17 protein-coding genes, 1 tRNA gene and 1 pseudogene are annotated in these 17,660 nt (G+C 68.4%); 13 read left to right on the plus strand and 6 right to left on the minus strand.

Features of this window, described 5'->3' with window-relative positions; genetic code table 11:
- Positions 1–316 precede the first annotated feature (316 nt).
- Genes V2W30_RS00495 through V2W30_RS00505 form a run of 3 tightly spaced genes read left to right on the plus strand, consistent with a single transcriptional unit; the run spans position 317 to position 1,883 of the window.
- Positions 317–925 (plus strand): RNA polymerase sigma factor, encoded by a 609-nt coding sequence (locus V2W30_RS00495; RefSeq protein ID WP_425244460.1) that lies wholly within the window; start codon positions 317–319, stop codon positions 923–925.
- Positions 922–1,539: an Asp23/Gls24 family envelope stress response protein gene (locus V2W30_RS00500; RefSeq protein ID WP_338692655.1), complete on the plus strand. Its 618-nt coding sequence runs from the start codon at positions 922–924 to the stop codon at positions 1,537–1,539. Before V2W30_RS00495 ends, V2W30_RS00500 begins: the two co-directional genes overlap by 4 nt.
- Positions 1,536–1,883 (plus strand): hypothetical protein, encoded by a 348-nt coding sequence (locus V2W30_RS00505; protein ID WP_338692656.1) that lies wholly within the window; start codon positions 1,536–1,538, stop codon positions 1,881–1,883. The genes V2W30_RS00500 and V2W30_RS00505 overlap by 4 nt, the downstream gene beginning before the upstream one ends.
- Positions 1,884–1,898: 15 nt before the next feature.
- On the opposite strand, the gene V2W30_RS00510 is transcribed toward V2W30_RS00505, so the two are convergent.
- Positions 1,899–2,453, minus strand: coding sequence for a hypothetical protein (locus V2W30_RS00510; protein WP_338692657.1), 555 nt, complete (start codon positions 2,451–2,453; stop codon positions 1,899–1,901).
- Between the two features lie 783 nt (positions 2,454–3,236).
- Positions 3,237–3,740: pseudogene (locus tag V2W30_RS00515) on the minus strand (ATP-grasp domain-containing protein); the annotation flags it as partial.
- 322 nt (positions 3,741–4,062) lie between these two features.
- On the opposite strand from V2W30_RS00515, the gene V2W30_RS00520 reads away from it, so the two are divergent.
- On the plus strand, positions 4,063–4,437 hold the full coding sequence (locus tag V2W30_RS00520) for a hypothetical protein (protein WP_338692658.1): 375 nt from the start codon (positions 4,063–4,065) through the stop codon (positions 4,435–4,437).
- A 55-nt stretch (positions 4,438–4,492) separates the two neighbouring features.
- Here the strand turns inward: V2W30_RS00520 and V2W30_RS00525 are convergent, their stop codons facing one another.
- On the minus strand, positions 4,493–4,843 hold the full coding sequence (locus tag V2W30_RS00525) for a hypothetical protein (protein WP_338692659.1): 351 nt from the start codon (positions 4,841–4,843) through the stop codon (positions 4,493–4,495).
- Between the two features lie 749 nt (positions 4,844–5,592).
- Positions 5,593–6,075, minus strand: a complete 483-nt coding sequence (locus V2W30_RS00530) for an Imm21 family immunity protein (RefSeq protein WP_338692660.1) — start codon at positions 6,073–6,075, stop codon at positions 5,593–5,595.
- A 357-nt stretch (positions 6,076–6,432) separates the two neighbouring features.
- Between V2W30_RS00530 and V2W30_RS00535 the strand changes: the two genes are divergently transcribed.
- Positions 6,433–6,930 (plus strand): hypothetical protein, encoded by a 498-nt coding sequence (locus tag V2W30_RS00535; RefSeq protein ID WP_338692661.1) that lies wholly within the window; start codon positions 6,433–6,435, stop codon positions 6,928–6,930.
- 195 nt (positions 6,931–7,125) lie between these two features.
- A complete protein-coding gene (locus tag V2W30_RS00540) occupies positions 7,126–8,061 on the plus strand; it encodes a hypothetical protein (RefSeq protein ID WP_338692662.1) in 936 nt (311 codons plus the stop codon).
- Between the two features lie 857 nt (positions 8,062–8,918).
- On the opposite strand, the gene V2W30_RS00545 is transcribed toward V2W30_RS00540, so the two are convergent.
- Complete coding sequence (locus V2W30_RS00545; protein WP_338692663.1) at positions 8,919–10,106, minus strand: phospholipase D-like domain-containing protein; 1,188 nt, start codon at positions 10,104–10,106, stop codon at positions 8,919–8,921.
- A gap of 277 nt (positions 10,107–10,383) precedes the next feature.
- Between V2W30_RS00545 and V2W30_RS00550 the strand changes: the two genes are divergently transcribed.
- The 7 genes from V2W30_RS00550 to V2W30_RS00580 all read left to right on the plus strand — a co-directional run bounded on the left by V2W30_RS00550 (position 10,384) and on the right by V2W30_RS00580 (position 17,262).
- Positions 10,384–11,409: a YdcF family protein gene (locus V2W30_RS00550; protein WP_338692664.1), complete on the plus strand. Its 1,026-nt coding sequence runs from the start codon at positions 10,384–10,386 to the stop codon at positions 11,407–11,409.
- Positions 11,410–11,818: 409 nt separating this feature from the next.
- Positions 11,819–12,562 carry a DUF6193 family natural product biosynthesis protein gene (locus tag V2W30_RS00555; protein WP_338692665.1) on the plus strand — a complete coding sequence of 248 codons (744 nt, stop codon included), beginning with the start codon at positions 11,819–11,821 and terminating at the stop codon, positions 12,560–12,562.
- Positions 12,563–12,875: 313 nt separating this feature from the next.
- Positions 12,876–13,217, plus strand: coding sequence for an SH3 domain-containing protein (locus tag V2W30_RS00560; protein ID WP_338692667.1), 342 nt, complete (start codon positions 12,876–12,878; stop codon positions 13,215–13,217).
- Positions 13,218–13,534: 317 nt separating this feature from the next.
- Positions 13,535–14,392, plus strand: coding sequence for an IS5 family transposase (locus V2W30_RS00565; protein ID WP_338692562.1), 858 nt, complete (start codon positions 13,535–13,537; stop codon positions 14,390–14,392).
- A gap of 17 nt (positions 14,393–14,409) precedes the next feature.
- Positions 14,410–14,814, plus strand: coding sequence for a hypothetical protein (locus V2W30_RS00570; protein WP_338692564.1), 405 nt, complete (start codon positions 14,410–14,412; stop codon positions 14,812–14,814).
- 42 nt (positions 14,815–14,856) lie between these two features.
- A complete protein-coding gene (locus V2W30_RS00575) occupies positions 14,857–16,170 on the plus strand; it encodes a sulfite oxidase (protein WP_425244461.1) in 1,314 nt (437 codons plus the stop codon).
- Between the two features lie 324 nt (positions 16,171–16,494).
- On the plus strand, positions 16,495–17,262 hold the full coding sequence (locus V2W30_RS00580; protein WP_338692669.1) for a hypothetical protein: 768 nt from the start codon (positions 16,495–16,497) through the stop codon (positions 17,260–17,262).
- A 95-nt stretch (positions 17,263–17,357) separates the two neighbouring features.
- Here the strand turns inward: V2W30_RS00580 and V2W30_RS00585 are convergent.
- A tRNA-Met gene (locus tag V2W30_RS00585) sits at positions 17,358–17,431 on the minus strand.
- Positions 17,432–17,660: the final 229 nt, after the last annotated feature.

The raw sequence follows: 17,660 nt of genomic DNA on the forward strand, positions 1-17,660 counted from the left end.
TCTACCCCGATCCGAGGCTCGCCCTCGACGGGTCTTCGCATCATGCGGGGGGGGCGCCGGTGAGCGGACGCGTCATGCGCCGAGCACCGTCGGTGGGGAGCGCAGGACCTAGCCGGTCCTCCGGAGCCGATCGTGACCACATCGAGTGAATTGCTGTCTCGCACCCATCCCGAAGCGCTACGGCGACGAATCAGGGGCACGTGATCCGTCGTCCCTTTCACCCCTCCCAGCGGGTGCGCGCCGCATTCCCGAGGAACCGCGTCACAGCGGTGGTTCGGCGGTGTCCAACCAGGAGACCCGACGAGAGGAGCGCCCAGTGGCGCGGGCCTTTACACCGAGCGCCCCACCGGCCAGCGGGGAGAACGCAGTCGACGGCGAACCGGACGACGACGGCGACGACCTGCTCACGGTCCGCGCGGCGGAGGGCGACGAGGACGCCTTCGCCCTCCTCGTCCAACGCCACGCGCCCGCGATGACCCGGCTCGCCACGACGCTGCTCGGCACGTCGAGCGAGGCCGAGGACGCCGTTCAGGAGGCCTTCATCAGCGCCTGGCGGCGACTGCCCGAGTTCCAGCGGCGTGCCTCGTTCGGTTCGTGGATGTACCGGATCGTCACCAACCGCTGTCTGAACGTGCTGCGCGCACGCCGCCCCGCGGCCCCGCTGGAGGAGGCGGGCCACATCGCGGCGGCCGAACACAGCACGTCCCCGTCCCGTATCACCGAAGCCCGGGACGCGGTCCGTGAACTCCGGCAGGCCCTCGACCTGCTGTCGCCCGAACAGCGCGCCTGCTGGGTGCTGCGGGAACTGGACGGCCGCTCTTACGAGTTCGTCGCCGACGCGGTGGGCATCAGTCAGGAAGCCGTCCGCGCCCGGGTCTTCCGCGCACGCCGTTGTCTGACACAAGCTCTGGGGGCCTGGCGATGAACGCCCACACCGACCCGTCGAACAGCGCCGTCGACCCCGAGGACGACGAACTCCTGTCGTGCGGCAGGCTCTTGTCCCAGGCTTGGGCCGCCTGGGAGCAGCACGCCGACGACGAGCACGCCCGGACCTGCCCGTCCTGCCGGCAGGCTGTGAGAGAGCTCGACGAGCTCGAGTCCGCGGTACACGGACTGCGCCACGAGACGACGGAACTCTCCGACTACGATCCCGAGCCGCTGACCCGACGGGTCATGGACCTCGTGCGACTGGAGCTGCGTCCGGGGCGTCCGCTCCCCCTCGGTGAGCCGGCCGAGGGCCTGTGGATCATGGAGGCGGTCGCGGCCCGTTCGATCCGCGCGGCGGCCGAGACCGTGCCCGGAGTGCGGGCCGGCTCATGCCGCCTGCCGGCCTCCGACGGCGACGGCACGGTCCGGGCCCACCTGGAGATTCACGCTCCGGCCCGCGTGCCCTTGCCGGACGTCGCCGCCCTCGTGCGTGAGCGCGTACGGGAGGCCGCGGACCGTGAACTGGGCCTGGCCCTCACAGTCGTCGACATCCGCGTCACCGACATCGTGCCCGCCGCGGCCGACGAGGAACAGGAAGGCCCTACTCCATGACCCTTCACCGCACCAGCACCGCGCAGCCGATGACGGCAGAGGAAGTCGCCGCCGTGGTGAGAGGCGTGCCGGGAGTCGCGTTTCTCCGACCGGGGCTGGCCGGCCGGCTGCGCTCCTCGGTCTCCCGGCCTACGCGTGCCGAGCAGGAGCGGGGCGCCGGCGTGCGGCTGATCCTGCCCGACGACGGCCCCTGGCGCGTTGAGATCCACGTCGTCGTGGACCGGCGGGCCAGAGCGGTGGAGGTGGCCCGCGCCGTCCGCGTCCGCGTCGAGGGGCAAGCCGCCGCCCTCCTGCCCGAACGGCCCGCACCTGAGGTGACGGTGACGGTCACGGGCCGCGTCTGATGTGAGCGCCCCGCGTCACAGATGGCCAGGAGGCATGGTGGCCATCACATGTCCCGCGACGATCCACACCCCGACCGCGACGACAAGGCGCCGGAACCGGCGCAGCCGGGCGGGAGCGACCGGATCCGGCCCCGGACCCACGGGCCGCCCGGCCGTCGTCGGCGCGTGTCCCGCCAGGAGCGCCGTTCCTGTGGGGAGCTTCCGGTCCGATCGCGGAGTGACGGACGGCCGGATGTCGGGTGTCGCGGCGGGGCGTCGCGGACTCCGGGGCGGGCGTGCACCCGGCCGGCCGGCATGCGCGCCTGTCGGTACGGGCACCAGGCCGTGGGCCAGGCCGCCGAGGAAAGCGGCGTAGGCGGCCCGGCGCGCACCGGTCGGCGACGTGCGGCCCGCCTCCCAGGACCGCACCGTCGCCGTCCTGACACCGAACGTCTGAGCCACTTGTTCCTCGGTGAGCTGCCAGGTCAGCCGGAGTCGACGCCGCTCGTCGGGGGCCGGCAGTGGGGCCTTCCCGTCACGTCGGTGGGGGCGGGACGGCATGGGCAGCGGAGTGCGAAGATCGATCGTCATGACCGTACGACAATCTGCGATCACCTCCGTTACGCGGTACAGGCTCTTTCACCCGTCTGCAGGGCACGGGCAGGCGGACAGGTCGGCGAGCCCGGGGCGAGTCAACGGTCGACGGCAAGGAGCACGCGAGCCTTGGCGGCGGCATGCGGCATGCCGCGCTGGATGTCCAGGGACGGCAGGCGCTAGGTCTGCAGAACCCTGCCGAGCTGGCCGAGTCGATCCGCGAAAGGGACAGCGGTGATCCTGTGTCGCCCCTTTCACCTGCGCATTCTCGGGCGGCTCAAGCAGGCGACGGTGTGGGGCGACCTGGGGGTCGTCGGCTGCATCGGCCTGACCGCCCAGCCGGGTACCGAGCGCGCAGTCCACGGACCTTCGGCTTCCCCGGTCCGCCTCAGAACACCGCATGGGCCGCTGACCCACACGCTGCACGCCCGGGATCCGCGCAGGGGTGAGCCGGCTTACGAAGCCGCGGAGGCAGAGATGCGCAAGGTCATCGACCGTCTCGGCCCTCCGCAACGCACCTGAATCCGCGGACTGTTGGCGAAAGAAGCCTGCTGTTACGTGGTGGCGCCGTTGACCTCCTACCGTTGCGTGTGGAGGTGGGGCGCCATGGTGTCGTCACCGGAAGAGCTTCGCGCGCGGGAGGCTCGGAGCCCGGATCGCCCATCGGGGCCGTGTCGCCCACGTTGACCCGCTGGACGAAGCATCGCCGCTGCCTTCGGGTCGGCACTCGCACGGGTGACCGGAGTCAGCCTCCGGCGCGAGCAACACGGCCCTCAAGGGCTACGGACCGACCAGCAGCGCGGCCAATTCGCCTCGGCTGATCGACTGGTGCAGATCACTGACTTGGCCGTCACCCACCTCGACGACCCGCCACACCCCATCTGCGCGAAGGGCCACGTCGGTGGTGACGAACCGGCAGCCGAGGCGCCGCACGGCAGGCCCGATGTGATCAAGGTCGGGCACCAGCCCTCGCCCGAACGGGCTGTCTGGATGGGGCGTCAGCAGCCTGGGTTCACCATCCAGCCACCAGACGCGCACCTCAGCCGCGACGGACTCGTGCCGCGAGAACTCCTCGAAGGCGCGAAGAACGATCCCACCGGCCAAGAACTCCTCCTGCAACTCGACAAAGCGCCGCACAACCCGCGTCAGCTCCACAGCGTCGGCGAGATCGGGAATGAAGCACGCCTGCTCCCACTCGTGCTTGCGCGATTTGACGTAGTCCTTCACGATTCCCGAGCCGGGACGCAGGGGCTCAGCGAGAGCAGCCAGGTCGACGGCGGTCAGCATCTCACCGGGCTTCGTCGCCACCCTCCGCGGGACTCCCGCCGGCACACCACCCCGAGCTCCGACGGTGCGTCAGGTGACCGGCTGGCTTACCCAACACCCCACTGCGCTGGGCGAGGAAGACCGGGCCGGCCTGAAGGATGTCCTTGCACGCTGCCCTGAACTGGACACAGCCGCCGGACACGTCCGCGACTTCGGCGAGATACTCAACGACCTAAGCTCCCCAGTCGCGTACGGATGAATGTCCCCAGCTATGTAGCGCGCAGGAGCACGGCTGAGGATCCTGGTTGAGATCGTCAGGCTGGCCGGAGACACTCGCACGATGATTCACAGCGCATTGGCCGGATCGGTCGAACGAGGTTGGGATGGGCCCTGGTACCGGGTCCGGGCGGACGACTTCGAGGCATCGTTCCTGCCCAGCTCACGCGAGGACTTGGACTTGGTATGCAACGTCGATGTCTTCGTGGACCTCACGGACGGCTCCCGGTGGAGCGCAACCGTCTTCACGGCCGCAGAGGTCGAACGCTTGATGCAGACCTGGGCAGGAACCGACGAAGCTCTCGGTGGCCGCTACTTCTGGGTTTCGGACGGCCTGATCGTCCGGGATCCCGGCATCGACAACATGACCCAGGTGATCGCCGGACTGATCGAGAACGACGAATTCCACGAGGTCTTCCAGCGGCTCGAAGACGACTGATCGTGCCCCCTCCGGCCGCCGAGCCGATGTGGCCTGAACGAACCGCCCGCTCCTGTCATCGCACGACGTGAATCTCGGGAAGTGTCCGGCGCCCATCACCCTGCAAGCTGATCAGCAGGTCGCGCGCGAGGGTCCGAACCTGACGCCACCCTGCGTCGTTGGCCAGCGCTTCCCCTGACCAACGCTCGGCGTTCTCTCTGCCGCTCATCTCCTCGAGCACCGTGTCAATCAGCTGCAGCTTGCCCAAGGCTTCCGTATCCAGAAACTCGTCCTGCTGGAGGTCGGCTATCAGGCGAAAGGCGTCATCGAATTCCAGGGCCAGCTCGTCGGTCACGACCTTGTACCTGTCGATCCAGGCGAGCTGATCGGCCGAGTCCGCACCAAGCAAGGCAAGCGCTTCGATCATGCGCTGCCAGCGGAAAGAAGCCCTCGGAGTCCCCACCCGCGCATCCTCGCACAATCACGATCCGAGCCACCGAACTGGGGACGTTCATCTGTACAGAGCTGGGGCCTTGCACTCGTACGTCGACACCTCATGCTGATCCGAAAGGGCGATGCCTCGTAGGCGTCCCAAGGTCGTCCGCGCAAAGCGGTGGCGGCCACGATGGCAGTGTTCGGTCCTGAGCGTCCGTGGTGACTCTGCGCGGACTCGTGCAGCGTTCCGCCGAGTCGAACACCAGGAGATGTGGCCCAACGCCGTCGCCAATGCGCTCTCGCGTTTCGAGCGAGTTTTTGACCAGCCGGGACGCTACCCGGACGCCTCCGAGTTTGCATCGCCCGGGGTGGGAGATGCCCGTGATGACCTCGAGTGGGCGATGCGGCACCTTCCTCCGGGAGCGCAACGGGACTTGGGCCGACTGATTACACACATCGATGAGGAATTCGAGCGCCGCACCCTGCCCGAACCCAACAATACTGAGCTGGCGGTGTTCGGTTGGTGGTGGACCAGAATGCGAGAACATTGAGCTCATTCCATCCTCTGAACTGGCCAGATGCAGGGCGAGGATGGAATGAGCTCAGTATCGAAGGCGCCGTGAACCGCATCAAGAAGATCAAGAGGCAGCTCTACGGGCGAGCCGGATTCGAACTCCTCCGCAAGACGATCCTGCTTCAGTGACCTCAGAGCGACTCCCCATGATCTGTCCCAACATCGGGTCAGGTCAGCTCGACGAATCGGTGGACGCGAAAGGACGTCAGGTCATCGGGTTCGATGCTTGCCGAGTCCACCCGGTAGCGGCCAGCGGCGAGTTCGAGAGCGGTGCTGTCTGCGAGTGTCCCGACCTCGGTGCCGAAGTAGGCGGCGTAGAACATGACGAGCTCGCCAGTGGTGCTCAGTACGGGTCCTTCCTCCCACTCGGCGGTGGCAAGTCCAGCCCGGATGATGTCCGCGACACCTTCCTTGCTCTCCCCGTAGTACCAGCGGACGAGGACTCGATGCTCGGGAAGGTAGGCGGTGGAGAGAGGCTCGTCCCCGAGGACCAGTGCCTCGGCTCCGTCAGGCAGTGCGAGGACTCCGACGAAATCCATCACGTCGCAGGCCCGGTCGTAGTCGCCCTCCGTTCCCGACCAGTGCGGCAGCGCGGTGCGTGGAACCACGATGTACGGGCCGCCCTCCGTATCCAGCCACGTCAACGACATGCCGCCTCCAGCTTCAGGATCTCTGTTCCGTGGCGCCAGCGTATGTGCCGGGTCAGGCAGGGCTCATGCCTGTGGTGGTCGAGGTGCGTGGTGACAGGCCCAGGGTCGTGACTATCCCTTGCAATCGAACGATGCCGCTACCCTCCGCGACGGCTCCCCAAGATCTGTGCCAGAACCCAAAACGCGTCGACATGTTGAGGCACGGTGATCACCGATTGCTGCCCAACGTCATCGACAAACGCTGTCGCTCTGGGGGGGGTTCTGGTCCAACTTCTGTAGAGCTCTCACGCTCTGTAACCTGCCGGAACTGGATGGCCCTTCGGACTCGTTGACAGACCTGTTTGGGATCATGCCCACATGGACTTCGACCTCGCCCCACCGACCGGCGTTGGCCCGTTGCGGATCGGTATGACTCGGCACGCGGCCAACACGGCGCTGGACTTGCTCCACGATCTCTCTGCGGTCTCGGAGTCCGACCGGTCGGAGCAGCACGTCTTCCGTCCCAGCGGGCTGATGATCAGCATCCACTGCATGCGAGACATGCTTGAAGCCATCGAGTTGGGAAGGCCATCGTCCCAGACGGACCGAGTGTTGTTTCAGGGTGTGGACGTGTTCGCGCTTCCGGCCCGCGAGGTTGTCCAGCGCATGGGCGAGTTCACCTCGATTGAGGAAGATCCTGACGACGATGCTTCATTCGTTGCCCCGGATTTGCTGCTGAGCTTCTGGCGTCCGTTCGCAGCCGACGATGAGCCTGATGAAGAGCAGGGCTACCACTTCAGCTCGGTCCTGCTGGCCCGGCCTGGCTACTACGACACCCCTGCTCAGGCTGCAGAGCGACTCCATCAGAGCTCGTAACGGGCCCGTCAGGACGCCAGCAGGGCTCGTTTCCGCAAGAGGCCGAAGCCGGCCCGGCCGTACATCTGGCGCTTGCGGGGACGGCCCCGCGCCAGGGGCCGAGCGGGGCTGGGCGCCCACCGACTATCATCTCCGCGTTCGTGCCACCCGCCGGCCCGGGCATCGCGGCACGGCGTACGGGGGAGCTGACACGGCATGAGAACGAAGAGCACAGCGGCGTGGGCGGTAGCGGTACTGATACTCGGCGCAGCCGTCGGTGGCTGCGCCGAGCAATCGGACAAGGGACCGTCCGGCAGCAGCGCGAAGCACACGAAGTCCCACAGCGAAACTGAGGACAAGCCTGATTCACGGGTCGTCGAGGGCGACGACGACCACACCGTCCTCGAACTGTCCGACGGCCGTCAGGTTTCCCTCCGCTTCACTCGCCGCGGCCTGGAGGCACAGCTTCGCGACGCCTCTGACGACGCCTGGTCCGCCCGGAAGACGGTCTATGAGACCGGCACCAAACCGTGCGGCGGTATCAGGGCAAAGGCGTTCCGGGACACCGTGTGGCTCGCGGTCGGCTTCGGGGCGTCCTGCAGGGACGGCGAAGAACCGCAGGAGGTAATCGCGGCCGTCGCCACCGGGGACCTCTCCTCCTGGACCACCGGCACGACCGAACGCTCCCTCGTCTGGCCGAAGGCCCGCATCCGCGACGGCGGCGCCCGAGTGGACTTCGTCCGTCGCAACATGCTGTTTAGCGCCACGCTGACCTGGCGCAAAGGCTCCGGATTCGCCAAGGTGGCCACGGAGTACAGGCCCATCCACCCCTGGTTCGTGGGCCGGTGGCGAGCCGCGGACGGCAGCCAGCAGCTGTCCATCCACCAGGTCGAGCCGGGCAAATGGGCACGCGTGGCCATCGAGTCCCTCACCGGCCCGCGATGCAAGGGCAGTGCCGTTGTCTCCGGTGACGACCCGCACAGCCTGTCCATCATGGGCAACTTCAAGGTCGATCAGGGCCACGGGACCGTCGACTGCCTACCGAAGGGGACCGAGTACCGCTTCGACGTGACGTCCTCGGACGGCCCGCTCCGCCTACGCACGATCGGCAACCACCCGAAGACCGTCCTCACCTATGAGCGGGCGGACTGACGTACGACTGCGCATGAGGGGCGGCGGCGTGGTCGGGTCTCTCCCGTGTGGAGGGAGGAGGCGACGCTGATGGGGTCGTTGACCAGGGAGTTGGAGGCGCGGGGGGGCGACGCCCCGGGCCCGGGTGGAGGCGCTCGAAGCGGAGCTCGCCCGGCTGACGTCCCATCTGGAGGACGAGCGGGAGGCATGGTCGCGGCTGCGGATCGCCCGGGAGACGGTGGCCGAGAGGTGATCCCGGATCTGGACGGGTCCGGAGCGACCGCGCCGGTGGCCGACGGCGCGGAGCCGGGAAACCCCGGTGCACCCCGCGGTGCGGTCGCGGCGATCATCGTGCCGCACTGACGCCAGGGGCTGTCGGCCGCGGTGCTGCCGGACGTACGTCTACCGGGACATCATCGAGGTCCTTGCCGAGCCGCGGAGCCGATGCAGGCCAAGCAGATCGTGCCGCGGATCGGGCTGCCCGCGGTGACCGGAGGGATCGGGGGACCGCGGGGGAAGCCGAAACGGCTGGTGGAGCGGGGCTGGCTGGCCGAGGACGAGCCCGGACGGTTCACGGTGCCCCACCCCGGCGACGCGACGGTGTGGAACCGGCGAAATCCTGGAACGACAAAGGCTCTTCTCTCTGGCTTCGGAGGTGACCAGCCAGACCGAAGCACCCAAGAAGAAGAGGCGTGGCGGACCCCTACGACGCCTTGCCCGCCATCGACCCGTTCGCCGCCGCCGCAAGGGCCTTCGACCCCTGACCGAGGAGTTGGCCGCCCCCGCCTCGGCCGCGCTGACCCACCACGATCTGGAGGACCTGATCGAGGAGCGTGGCCTCGAAACGGAAGGTGCCGGAGCTGTCGATGACGTCCGGCCTACAAGAACCTGCGGACAGGAAGGACTGCTGCCTCCCGCACCCGTTGCAGTGCGGCGCGGCGCTTCCAACGGGTCGGATCGATGGCCGCGCTGCGTGCGAGATCCGCGTCGAAGTCCCGGTCCAGACCGGCGGTGAACTGCTCGTCCAGGACGGCGAGCATGACTTCCTCGTCGTGGTCCATGGAGCGTCGGTTGAAGTTGGTGGACCCGATCAGCGAGGCGACCCCGTCCACCGTAATGATCTTGGCGTGCAACATGGTCGGCTGATACTGGGAGATCGACACACCTGCCTCCAAGAGGCGTGTGTAGTGGTGCTGGCCGGCCAGTTGGCAGGCGCGCTGGTCGGTATGCGGTCCGGGCAGCATGATCTCGACCTTCACTCCGCGGCGGGCGGTCGCACACAGCAGGTCGATGAAGTACGTGTCCGGTGCGAAGTAGGCGGTGGCCAGGCGGAAGCGGTGTTCGGCCGAGGTGAGCATGACCCGTACGAGGGTCTGCATGTCCTGCCAGCCGAAGCTGGCCGAACCGCGCACCACCTGCACGATCGATGTGCCGGGTTGGGTGTGCTCGGTGAACCGGTCGCGATCGTCGTAGAGGTCGTCGTGGCACTCGGCCCAGTTCTGGGCGAACGCCGCGGCGATGCCGTCCACCGCCGGCCCGCGGACCTTGACGTGGGTGTCGCGCCACTCGTCGGGGTTGCGGGCGTCGCCGCACCATTCCTGGGCGATGCCGACGCCGCCGGTGAAGGCGGTGTGCTCGTCGACGATGAGCGCCTTGCGGTGGCATCGGTGATTCTGCTTGAACGGAGAGAGCCACAGCGGCTTGCGGAACCAGGCCACCTGCACACCGGCGGCGTCCATCTCGTCCAGCAACCGCTGCTCTATCTCCTTGGCGCCGAACCCGTCCAGCAGCAGCCGCACCCGCACCCCGGCCCTGGCCCGTTCGGCGAGAGCGGCGGCGAAGTCCCGGGCCACCTGCCCGCGCCAGTACACGAACGTCATCATGTCGATGGTGTGCTCGGCGGCCCGGACAGCCCCCAGCATGGCAGGAAAGATCTCGTCCCCGTTACGCAAGGCGACGAGTTCGTTGCCTTCCGTGGCAGCCACGCCGATCAGCCGCTCCAGTCGGCGGCGCAGCCGCTGGATCTGGACCGGAACGGCATCGGAGCGGGTTTCTATGGCAGTCACGTGTTCTTCCTCGGCAGGGCCGGACAGCAAATGCTTCGTCGGCGGTGGAGCAGCACGCTATTCCAATGCACCGGGCTCGACGTCCTAAACCTCTCCCCCACCGGCTTGGACGAGGTGTGTGGTGCCGTCCTCACGACGGTCCTGCACCTGGACGTGATCGGCGTTCCGTCCTCCAGGTCGCAACGGTTGCCCTCGGTGGGCACTGGGACGCGGTGATCCGCGGCGTGCGGCGCACGCCGCCGCTGGGCCGGGCGGGCCGAGCCCCTAGCATGTCCACATGCTGCTCTACGTGCCGTCCGCACTGTGTTTCGTCGCATTCTGTGCGGGGGTGGTACGGGAGCGCCGCCGGCTCAGCAACGCAGTCCTTCTGGGACTGACCTGCGTGTTCGCCGCTGTGGCCGCTCTCCTCCAACTCGGTTCCATAACGCCTGGGCTGAGCCGCGACGTCGCAGTCGGCCTGCTGGGGATTGCTGCCGTCGCCGTGGTCGTCCTGGCAGGGTTCCTGCTCGCCAACGGCGTCACGATGATGCGCAAGGAGGGCAGGAGCCTGGGGAACCTGGTGTCCTTGGGCGTCGGTCTCACGTTGACGATGCTGCTCGCCCTGATGATCGCGGCGCTGGTCCTGAACACGCGGGCCCTGGCGGTCGTCGCGGGGGCAGCCGTCGTGCTGGTCGGCTATGTCGCTTTCCTCTTCGTGTGTTTCCTCTTCTACGCCGCTCTCTATCAGCGGCTGGGTTTCTGGCGCAGGGGCGACTTCGTCGTCGTTCTCGGCTCCGGGCTGATCGGCGGCCGCACCGTGCCCCCGCTCCTGGCCAGTCGGCTGGAGCAGGCCCGCAAGGAACACGCGCGGCTGTCGCGGCGGGGACGGCGCCCCGTGCTCATCGTGTCGGGCGGACGAGGGCCCGACGAGGAGCTGCCGGAGTCCCATGCGATGGCTGACTATCTGCTGGAGCGCGGCTTCCCCGCCGATCTCGTCGAGCGCGAGGACCGGTCGACGACCACGGAGGAGAACCTGACGTTCAGCCAGGCCCTGATGCACGCGAGAAAGCCCGCGTCGCGCTGCGTGATCGTCACGAGCAACTATCACGCGTTCCGTGCCGCCATCACGGCGAGACGACTGGGGGTCCGGGGCAACGTCGTGGGAGCGCCGACGGCGTCGTACTTCTGGCCGAGCGCCGTCATCCGCGAGTTCGTCGCCCTCCTCGTGCACTACCGCCGCCTCAACACGGCGGTGCTCCTCGTCGTTCTTCTGGGCGGCCTGTTCCTCTGGTGGTGGGGCTGGCCACCCACGAACCACCTCTAGCGCGGAGGGTCCGCATGGTGCCGGTTCCACGCGACGGGGCCGGCTCGGTCGGGTAGGTCGCTACCGGCAGGAGATCAGGCGCTGTTCAACGGCGCGGCCTGCGCGCGCCCAGCCCCTGCGTGGCGACCTTCTCGGCGAGCTCGACAACGGATCGTCCTGACCTGCCCAGGCGGGGGCAGGTCCTCTTCTTCACGTTGTGGGCCGGCGTGGGCACTGGCCTGGGTGTGGGTGAAGGGGCCGAAGCACGGGCGACCTCGACCGCGGACGGATCGACGGCCTCGCCGCAATTGCGCCTTCGGCCGGCCGAGTTCACGATTCGGCGTGACCACACTGGTGAGTCGGATACGCGCGCCTGATACACACGTACGGCGTCGCTACTACCTGCGGCAGAACTGAGGATGGGGAGCCGATGAGCAGTGAACCGGTGCCGGCCGATCTCTACCCCGACGTGGCAGCCCACGGCAGTCTCGCGGCGGCGCTCCAGGCCGTGGCGGCCGACCAGGGACTGTCCCTTCCGCTGACCGTCACGCCGTCCGATCCACTGCGCCATGCCACGATCACCAGCGTCGTTCCGCATCGCCACTCGGCCTACGTCGCAGCGTGGCATCACGCACGGAACTGGGGCATCCGGGGATCGTCCAACAACAGGTTGATGATCTGCGGGAACACCAAGGATCTGCGGGAACTGCCCTCCGTGATCCACGGTTGGGCCGAAGGAGCCAGCCTTGACGATATCGGGCTCGCCGCGCCCTTCGACGTTCTGACCGGACGTTTCGAGGTCCCCGACGACAACCCCAGCGGCGTCATCGCCTCGCAGTGGCAGTGGCTGCTCAAGACCGCAGGTGATGCCGACTGGCCGCAGTACCAGGCGCTCATCGAAGCCGCCTACGCGCAACCGAGGCTCCGCAGCCTCTATCCGTTCACCAGCCACTGGGCACTGAGCTTCTCCAGCATTCCCCACTCCCCCTTCTCCCCGCCGTTCGTCTCGATCGACTCGCCTCGGGGAACCGACGCGTACACCATCAGGGAGTGGTGGCACAAGCCCGTCCTGTGCCAGGTCGCGACGCCGGCCGAAGCGGTCGATGTCGCCGTCGCCCGAATCCCCGACGACCTCGTGTCCGAAGTCCCTGACGTCCATGGTCCGCAACCATGACCGGCAGGGACACGCGTCAGCAGCCGGGTCCGACATGACGGTGCGAGAGGGGTGCACGCCGAAGCGGCGCCTGAGGAGACCGATGCCGACGATCAAGGATTTCCGTCTCGCCGCCCGCAACGTGATCGGGAGAAGCAGCTGACGTTGTCGGCGCTGCGCTCGCGGCTACCGCGCCCCGACCTGTGCGGACTCACGGCAGGGTCTGCGGAGTGACCAGTCCACTCCGGCGTTCCGGCTGGTCCCCCTCCGACCTTCCGGGTGGTCCGCGAGCCGACTGCGTGACCGGACGACTGTCGGCGTGGTTGGGCCGATCATGGAAAAGAGTCTCATCGCTCCGCAGGTACGCAGGGTTGTCACCGCACTGACCTTGGCCGCAGCCGTCACCGGTGCCGGGCTGGTCGCAGCCGGGTCGTCCGAGGCTGCCGCGAAGGGCTGTCACGTCACCGCACATGCCGTCTCGTTGCGCTCCAAGCCGTCCTCCCGAGCCACGTCGGTCGGTATCGCCTACAAGGGCAACAAGTGCTCCGAGAAGGACTGGGGAACCAACTGGACCAAGGTCAAGATGACTTCGGGTAACGCCAAGGGGCGAACCGGCTGGATCCGTAACGACCTGATCCACCGGGCCGCCGAGGACATCCCCCTCGAACTCCACTGACGACCACAGGCAATGCCGACGGGGCGGGTCCGGCCGGACCCGCCCCCTTGCTTTGTGGTCCGGGCAGTACGGCGCCGGCCCGCGAGAGGGCCCCGTCAGCGGTCGTCGGGGGGAAGCTGACGGGACCGCACAGCGCCACGCTTGGCTTCGACGGGACGGCAAGGCCGCGCGCCTCGTGTTGTGAACACCGCATTGCGGTAATGGAGTTGACCTGGGCTCAAGCCCCAGGGCTTCTTAGTGGGTGTTCTGCGAGTCGTCGTGGCCGGTTGTCCGGTTTGAGGGGTTGCGGTTGGCCGCTTCTGCGGTGTGCTGGAGACGTGGCTGATCGGCAGCCGTACCCGAGCGATCTGTCGGACGAGGCATGGGAGTTGATCCGGCCGGTCATCACGGCCTGGAAGGGGCAGCACCGTTCGGTCAGCGGCCATGAGGGCCGGTACGAGATGCGGGAGATCGTCAACGCGATCCTGTACCAGGCCCGGGTCGGCTGCCAGTGGCGCTATCTGCCGCACGACCTTCCGCCCTACACCGCGGTCTACTACTACTTCGGGCTGTGGCGCGACGACGGCACCGACCAGACCATCCACGACCTGCTGCGCTGGCAGGTCCGCGAGTCGAAAGGCCGGCGCGAGGACCCGTCCGCGGTCGTGATGGACTCCCAGACCGTGCACGTCTCGCTCAACGCCCCGAAGGAGACGACCGGCCTGGATCCGGGCAAGAAGAGCCGGGGCCGCAAGCGGGGCATCGCCACCGATGTGCTCGGTCTGCTCATCGCGGTGATCGTGGTCGCCGCGAGCGTGCACGACAACGCCATCGGGATCACGCTGCTGGACAAGGTGGCCGCCGACAACCCCGGCGTGGTGAAGAGCTGGGTCGATGCCGGGTTCAAGAACGCCGTCATCGAGCACGGCCGGTCACTGGGCATCGACGTCGAGGTGGTGTCCCGGGATCCGCAGACCAAGGGGTTCGCCCCGGCCCCGAAACGGTGGATCGCCGAGCAGACCTTCGGCACCCTCATGCTGCACCGCCGCCTGGCCCGCGACTACGAGACCCTGCCCGCCAGTTCGGCGTCCTGGATCCGCTGGTCGATGACCGACGTCATGACCCACCGGCTCACCGCCACCACCACTCCCACCTGGCGGGACCCGCCACCGGCCCGCCGGCCCGGACCGGCATGATCGTGTGGGAGTTGAGCATGCAGGAGTTCCTGGAACAGATCGAGATACGCGAGGCCGCCGGCCGTGACCTCGCGAACCGGCTCCGCACCCAGATCGCCGAGCTCACCGCCCAACTCACGGCCGCCGAACAGGCTCTGGAGCGACTGAAGATCACCCGGGAAACCATCCTGGAGATCGGCCCGGACCTTCCCGGCGGCCTCGCCCCGCTGCCCTCGGCCTACCGCCAGATCCTCGCCCTCTTCGAGAACACCGCGGACGGACTGCACCCCAAGGACGTCTGCCTCGCCCTGGACACCGGCACCGAGCCCCGGCACGTCGAAGGCACCCGCGCCAAACTGAAACGCCTGGTCAGCCGCGGCATCCTCACCGAACCCGAGCCCGGCCTCTTCCAGCTACCGCAGCCAACCCCGCCCCCGGACTGACACCCGGCGAAAGCCCACAGAACACCCACTTACACTCGCCGCGTGACGATCCCAACTGACATACGCGACGTGGTGGTTGACGAGGCGGCCTACGACCGGCGCCGGTTGCGGCAGTGGCTGGCCGGGCGGGCCCGTGCCGACGGAGTGGCCCGTCGCGATGTGCTGCGGCTGCTCGCGGCGTCGGGCCTGGCGACCGGTCTTCCGGCGGTGCTTGCGACCACCGCGCGCGCCTCGGCGGGCACGGCGTCAGCGACGGGCACGGCGTCCGCGTCGGCGGCCGGCATCGTCAAGCCACTGCCCGAGGAGTGGTTCACGCCCCGGGGCACGAACGCGGAGACCAACTTCGTGTCCCTCGCGTCCACCGGCCACCACACTCCCGTCTCCCACTTCTTCGTCCGCAACCACACGTCGACGCCTCATGTGGACGCCACGGCCTGGACATTGAAGGTGTGGGGCAGCGGGCTTGCGGGCGACGGGCGGCAGTTCACCCTCGACGACCTCAAGCGTCTCCCCGCCGTGACCCGATCCTGCGTCGTCGAGTGCGCGGGCAACGGTCGCAGCTTCTTCACCAGCCAGCAGGGCCAGAGCGTCTCCGGCACTGCCTGGACGCTGGGCGCCATCGGATCGGCCGGGTGGCGCGGCGCACGCCTGGCCGACGTACTGCGCCTGGCAGGCCTGCGCCGTGACGCGGTGGATGTGCTGCCGCGCGGCCTGGACGCCGACTACGTCACCGCGGGCGGCACGAACCTGGGCCGGGTACGCCGCCCTCTGCCCATCGCCAAGGCGCTCGACGACGTGATCCTCGCCTACGAGATGAACGGCGAGCCCCTGCCGCCCGACCACGGCGCCCCGGTCCGGCTGATCGTCCCGTCCTGGGTCGGTATCGCCTCGATCAAGTGGGTCGGTGACATCGAGGTCTCCGACGAGCCCCTCTTCTCGCCCTGGAACACCGACTTCTACCGGTTGTTCGGCGACGCTTATCCGCCCGAGGGCAGTTCCCCGCTGTCCCGGCAGACGATCAAGTCCGCTTTCGAACTTCCGTGGAACGCGAGCCTGCCGGCTCACGCGAACCACCGGCTTACCGGCCGCTCCTGGTCCGGCGCAGGCACCATCGCCCGTGTCGAGATCAGCACCGACGCGGGCACCACCTGGCGGCGCGCTCACCTTCACGATGCTCCTCGGCGCGGCGACTGGGTCCGTTGGTCCACGAACTGGCGTCCCACCACCACGGGCCCGACGACCGTCCTCGCCCGGGCGACCGACACCACCGGACGCACACAGCCGCAGGTCACGCAGCACAACACCCAGGGCTATCTGTTCGACGCCGTCGTGCGTCACCCGGTGACCGTCGTCTGACAACCCCGGGGGGTGGGCGTGAGCCGCGTCTGACGTGCGCAGCCAGTACGGGCCCGGGGGCGCACCTCGCGTCGTCGGCAACGCACGCGCCGGTGAAGAGTCCAAGTCCCCTTGCGCCTACGTCCATGGAGCCGCCCGGGACGATCGCGTACAACCGGTGAGGAAGGAGCCCTGAGGGACCGCCACGGCGTGCCCTGAGGTGAACGGTGCGGTCTCCCCACAACGCGCCGCAGTCTCCTGACAGTGCCTCCTCGCAGTCATCACGTCTTCGGGCGGGATGACCGCGAGCCCCTGATGCCCCACACATCGAGAGAGGGACAGCACATGTCACACCGGATCGCCTCAACTCTGCTCCACTGGGCCGCTGTTGGCGCAGCGGCGGGCCTGCTCGCACTCACTCCCCAGACCGCCTCGGCGGCCGTGGGCGGCGGCAACGTCTCCACCGGCTGGTCGATCCCCGGCGTCCCGTCCGACGGACTGAGCAACATCACCTTCCCCCTCACCGTGAACCCCGCCACTGCACACACGAGCGGGATCTACTTCGCCCAGCAGTTCGACTTCGCGAACGCCTTCGGTTACACGGGCCTCCAGCCCCGGGAGAACAGCGATGGCCACGAGCGGCTCTCGGCACGGTTCTCCACCTTCACCGACGGAGCGACCACGACCGACCCGCTCTGCCACGCCGGCGCCGACGGCGGGCCCGGCGTGACCTGCGCGGTGGACTTCGACGCCGTCTACGGCCACCGGTACGACATCACGGTGGAGCGGACCGGAACCGACACCTGGAAGGGAACCGCGACGGACGCGGTCACCGGTGCGTCCGTACACCTGGGCTCCTGGAAGCTCCCGTCGGGCAGCGGAAAGCTCCAGGGCTCCCAGGGCGGTTTCGTGGAGTACTACGCCGGCATCCCCAGCTGCGCGGAGATGCCCAGGTCCGACGTCGTGTTCGGCGGTCCGACCTCCACGGACGCGGGCGGCCTGAGCGGCACGTCCAGGGCGAACTACGAGTACAGCGACTGTGTCGGCACGTCCGGCTACCGGGCCGAGAACGACGGCGCCGGAACGCACGTGACCCGAGGCTTCCTCTCGTAGCCGCGGCTGAGCGCCGGGAAGTCAACAGTTGACGACATCGCGCCGTCGCACACGAAACAGGGCCCGATCCGTAAGGATCGGGCCCTGTTTCGCAGTAGCGGGGACAGGATTTGAACCTGCGACCTCTGGGTTATGAGCCCAGCGAGCTACCGAGCTGCTCCACCCCGCGTCGGTGAACCTCACCCTACGCCATCACCGCACCCGTCAGAACCACCCGCCCGTCCAGGGGGGGGGCAACCCGGCCGGGAGCCCGGTCCACCTCGATTGCGACGGCGGCAACGGGACACACGAGAGAAAGGACTCGCCGCCCCCGACGAATCGAGGAACCCATGCACCGACGCCGCCACCCCCGTCCTGCGACGTGTGCCGCGCAAGGCACGTGTGTCGGCACCGCACCG

The sequence above is a fragment of the Streptomyces sp. Q6 genome (assembly GCF_036967205.1).
Lineage (GTDB): Bacteria > Actinomycetota > Actinomycetes > Streptomycetales > Streptomycetaceae > Streptomyces > Streptomyces citrinus.

Excerpts from the sequence above, each read along its gene's own strand:
- V2W30_RS00500 (WP_338692655.1), top strand. The coding sequence starts at position 922 with ATGAACGCCCACACCGACCCGTCGAACAGCGCCGTCGACCCCGAGGAC.
- V2W30_RS00505 (WP_338692656.1), top strand. The coding sequence starts at position 1,536 with ATGACCCTTCACCGCACCAGCACCGCGCAGCCGATGACGGCAGAGGAA.
- V2W30_RS00510 (WP_338692657.1), bottom strand. The coding sequence starts at position 2,453 with ATGACGATCGATCTTCGCACTCCGCTGCCCATGCCGTCCCGCCCCCAC.
- V2W30_RS00520 (WP_338692658.1), top strand. The coding sequence starts at position 4,063 with ATGATTCACAGCGCATTGGCCGGATCGGTCGAACGAGGTTGGGATGGG.
- V2W30_RS00525 (WP_338692659.1), bottom strand. The coding sequence starts at position 4,843 with ATGATCGAAGCGCTTGCCTTGCTTGGTGCGGACTCGGCCGATCAGCTC.
- V2W30_RS00530 (WP_338692660.1), bottom strand. The coding sequence starts at position 6,075 with ATGTCGTTGACGTGGCTGGATACGGAGGGCGGCCCGTACATCGTGGTT.
- V2W30_RS00535 (WP_338692661.1), top strand. The coding sequence starts at position 6,433 with ATGGACTTCGACCTCGCCCCACCGACCGGCGTTGGCCCGTTGCGGATC.
- V2W30_RS00540 (WP_338692662.1), top strand. The coding sequence starts at position 7,126 with ATGAGAACGAAGAGCACAGCGGCGTGGGCGGTAGCGGTACTGATACTC.
- V2W30_RS00550 (WP_338692664.1), top strand. The coding sequence starts at position 10,384 with ATGCTGCTCTACGTGCCGTCCGCACTGTGTTTCGTCGCATTCTGTGCG.
- V2W30_RS00555 (WP_338692665.1), top strand. The coding sequence starts at position 11,819 with ATGAGCAGTGAACCGGTGCCGGCCGATCTCTACCCCGACGTGGCAGCC.
- V2W30_RS00560 (WP_338692667.1), top strand. The coding sequence starts at position 12,876 with ATGGAAAAGAGTCTCATCGCTCCGCAGGTACGCAGGGTTGTCACCGCA.
- V2W30_RS00570 (WP_338692564.1), top strand. The coding sequence starts at position 14,410 with ATGCAGGAGTTCCTGGAACAGATCGAGATACGCGAGGCCGCCGGCCGT.
- V2W30_RS00580 (WP_338692669.1), top strand. The coding sequence starts at position 16,495 with ATGTCACACCGGATCGCCTCAACTCTGCTCCACTGGGCCGCTGTTGGC.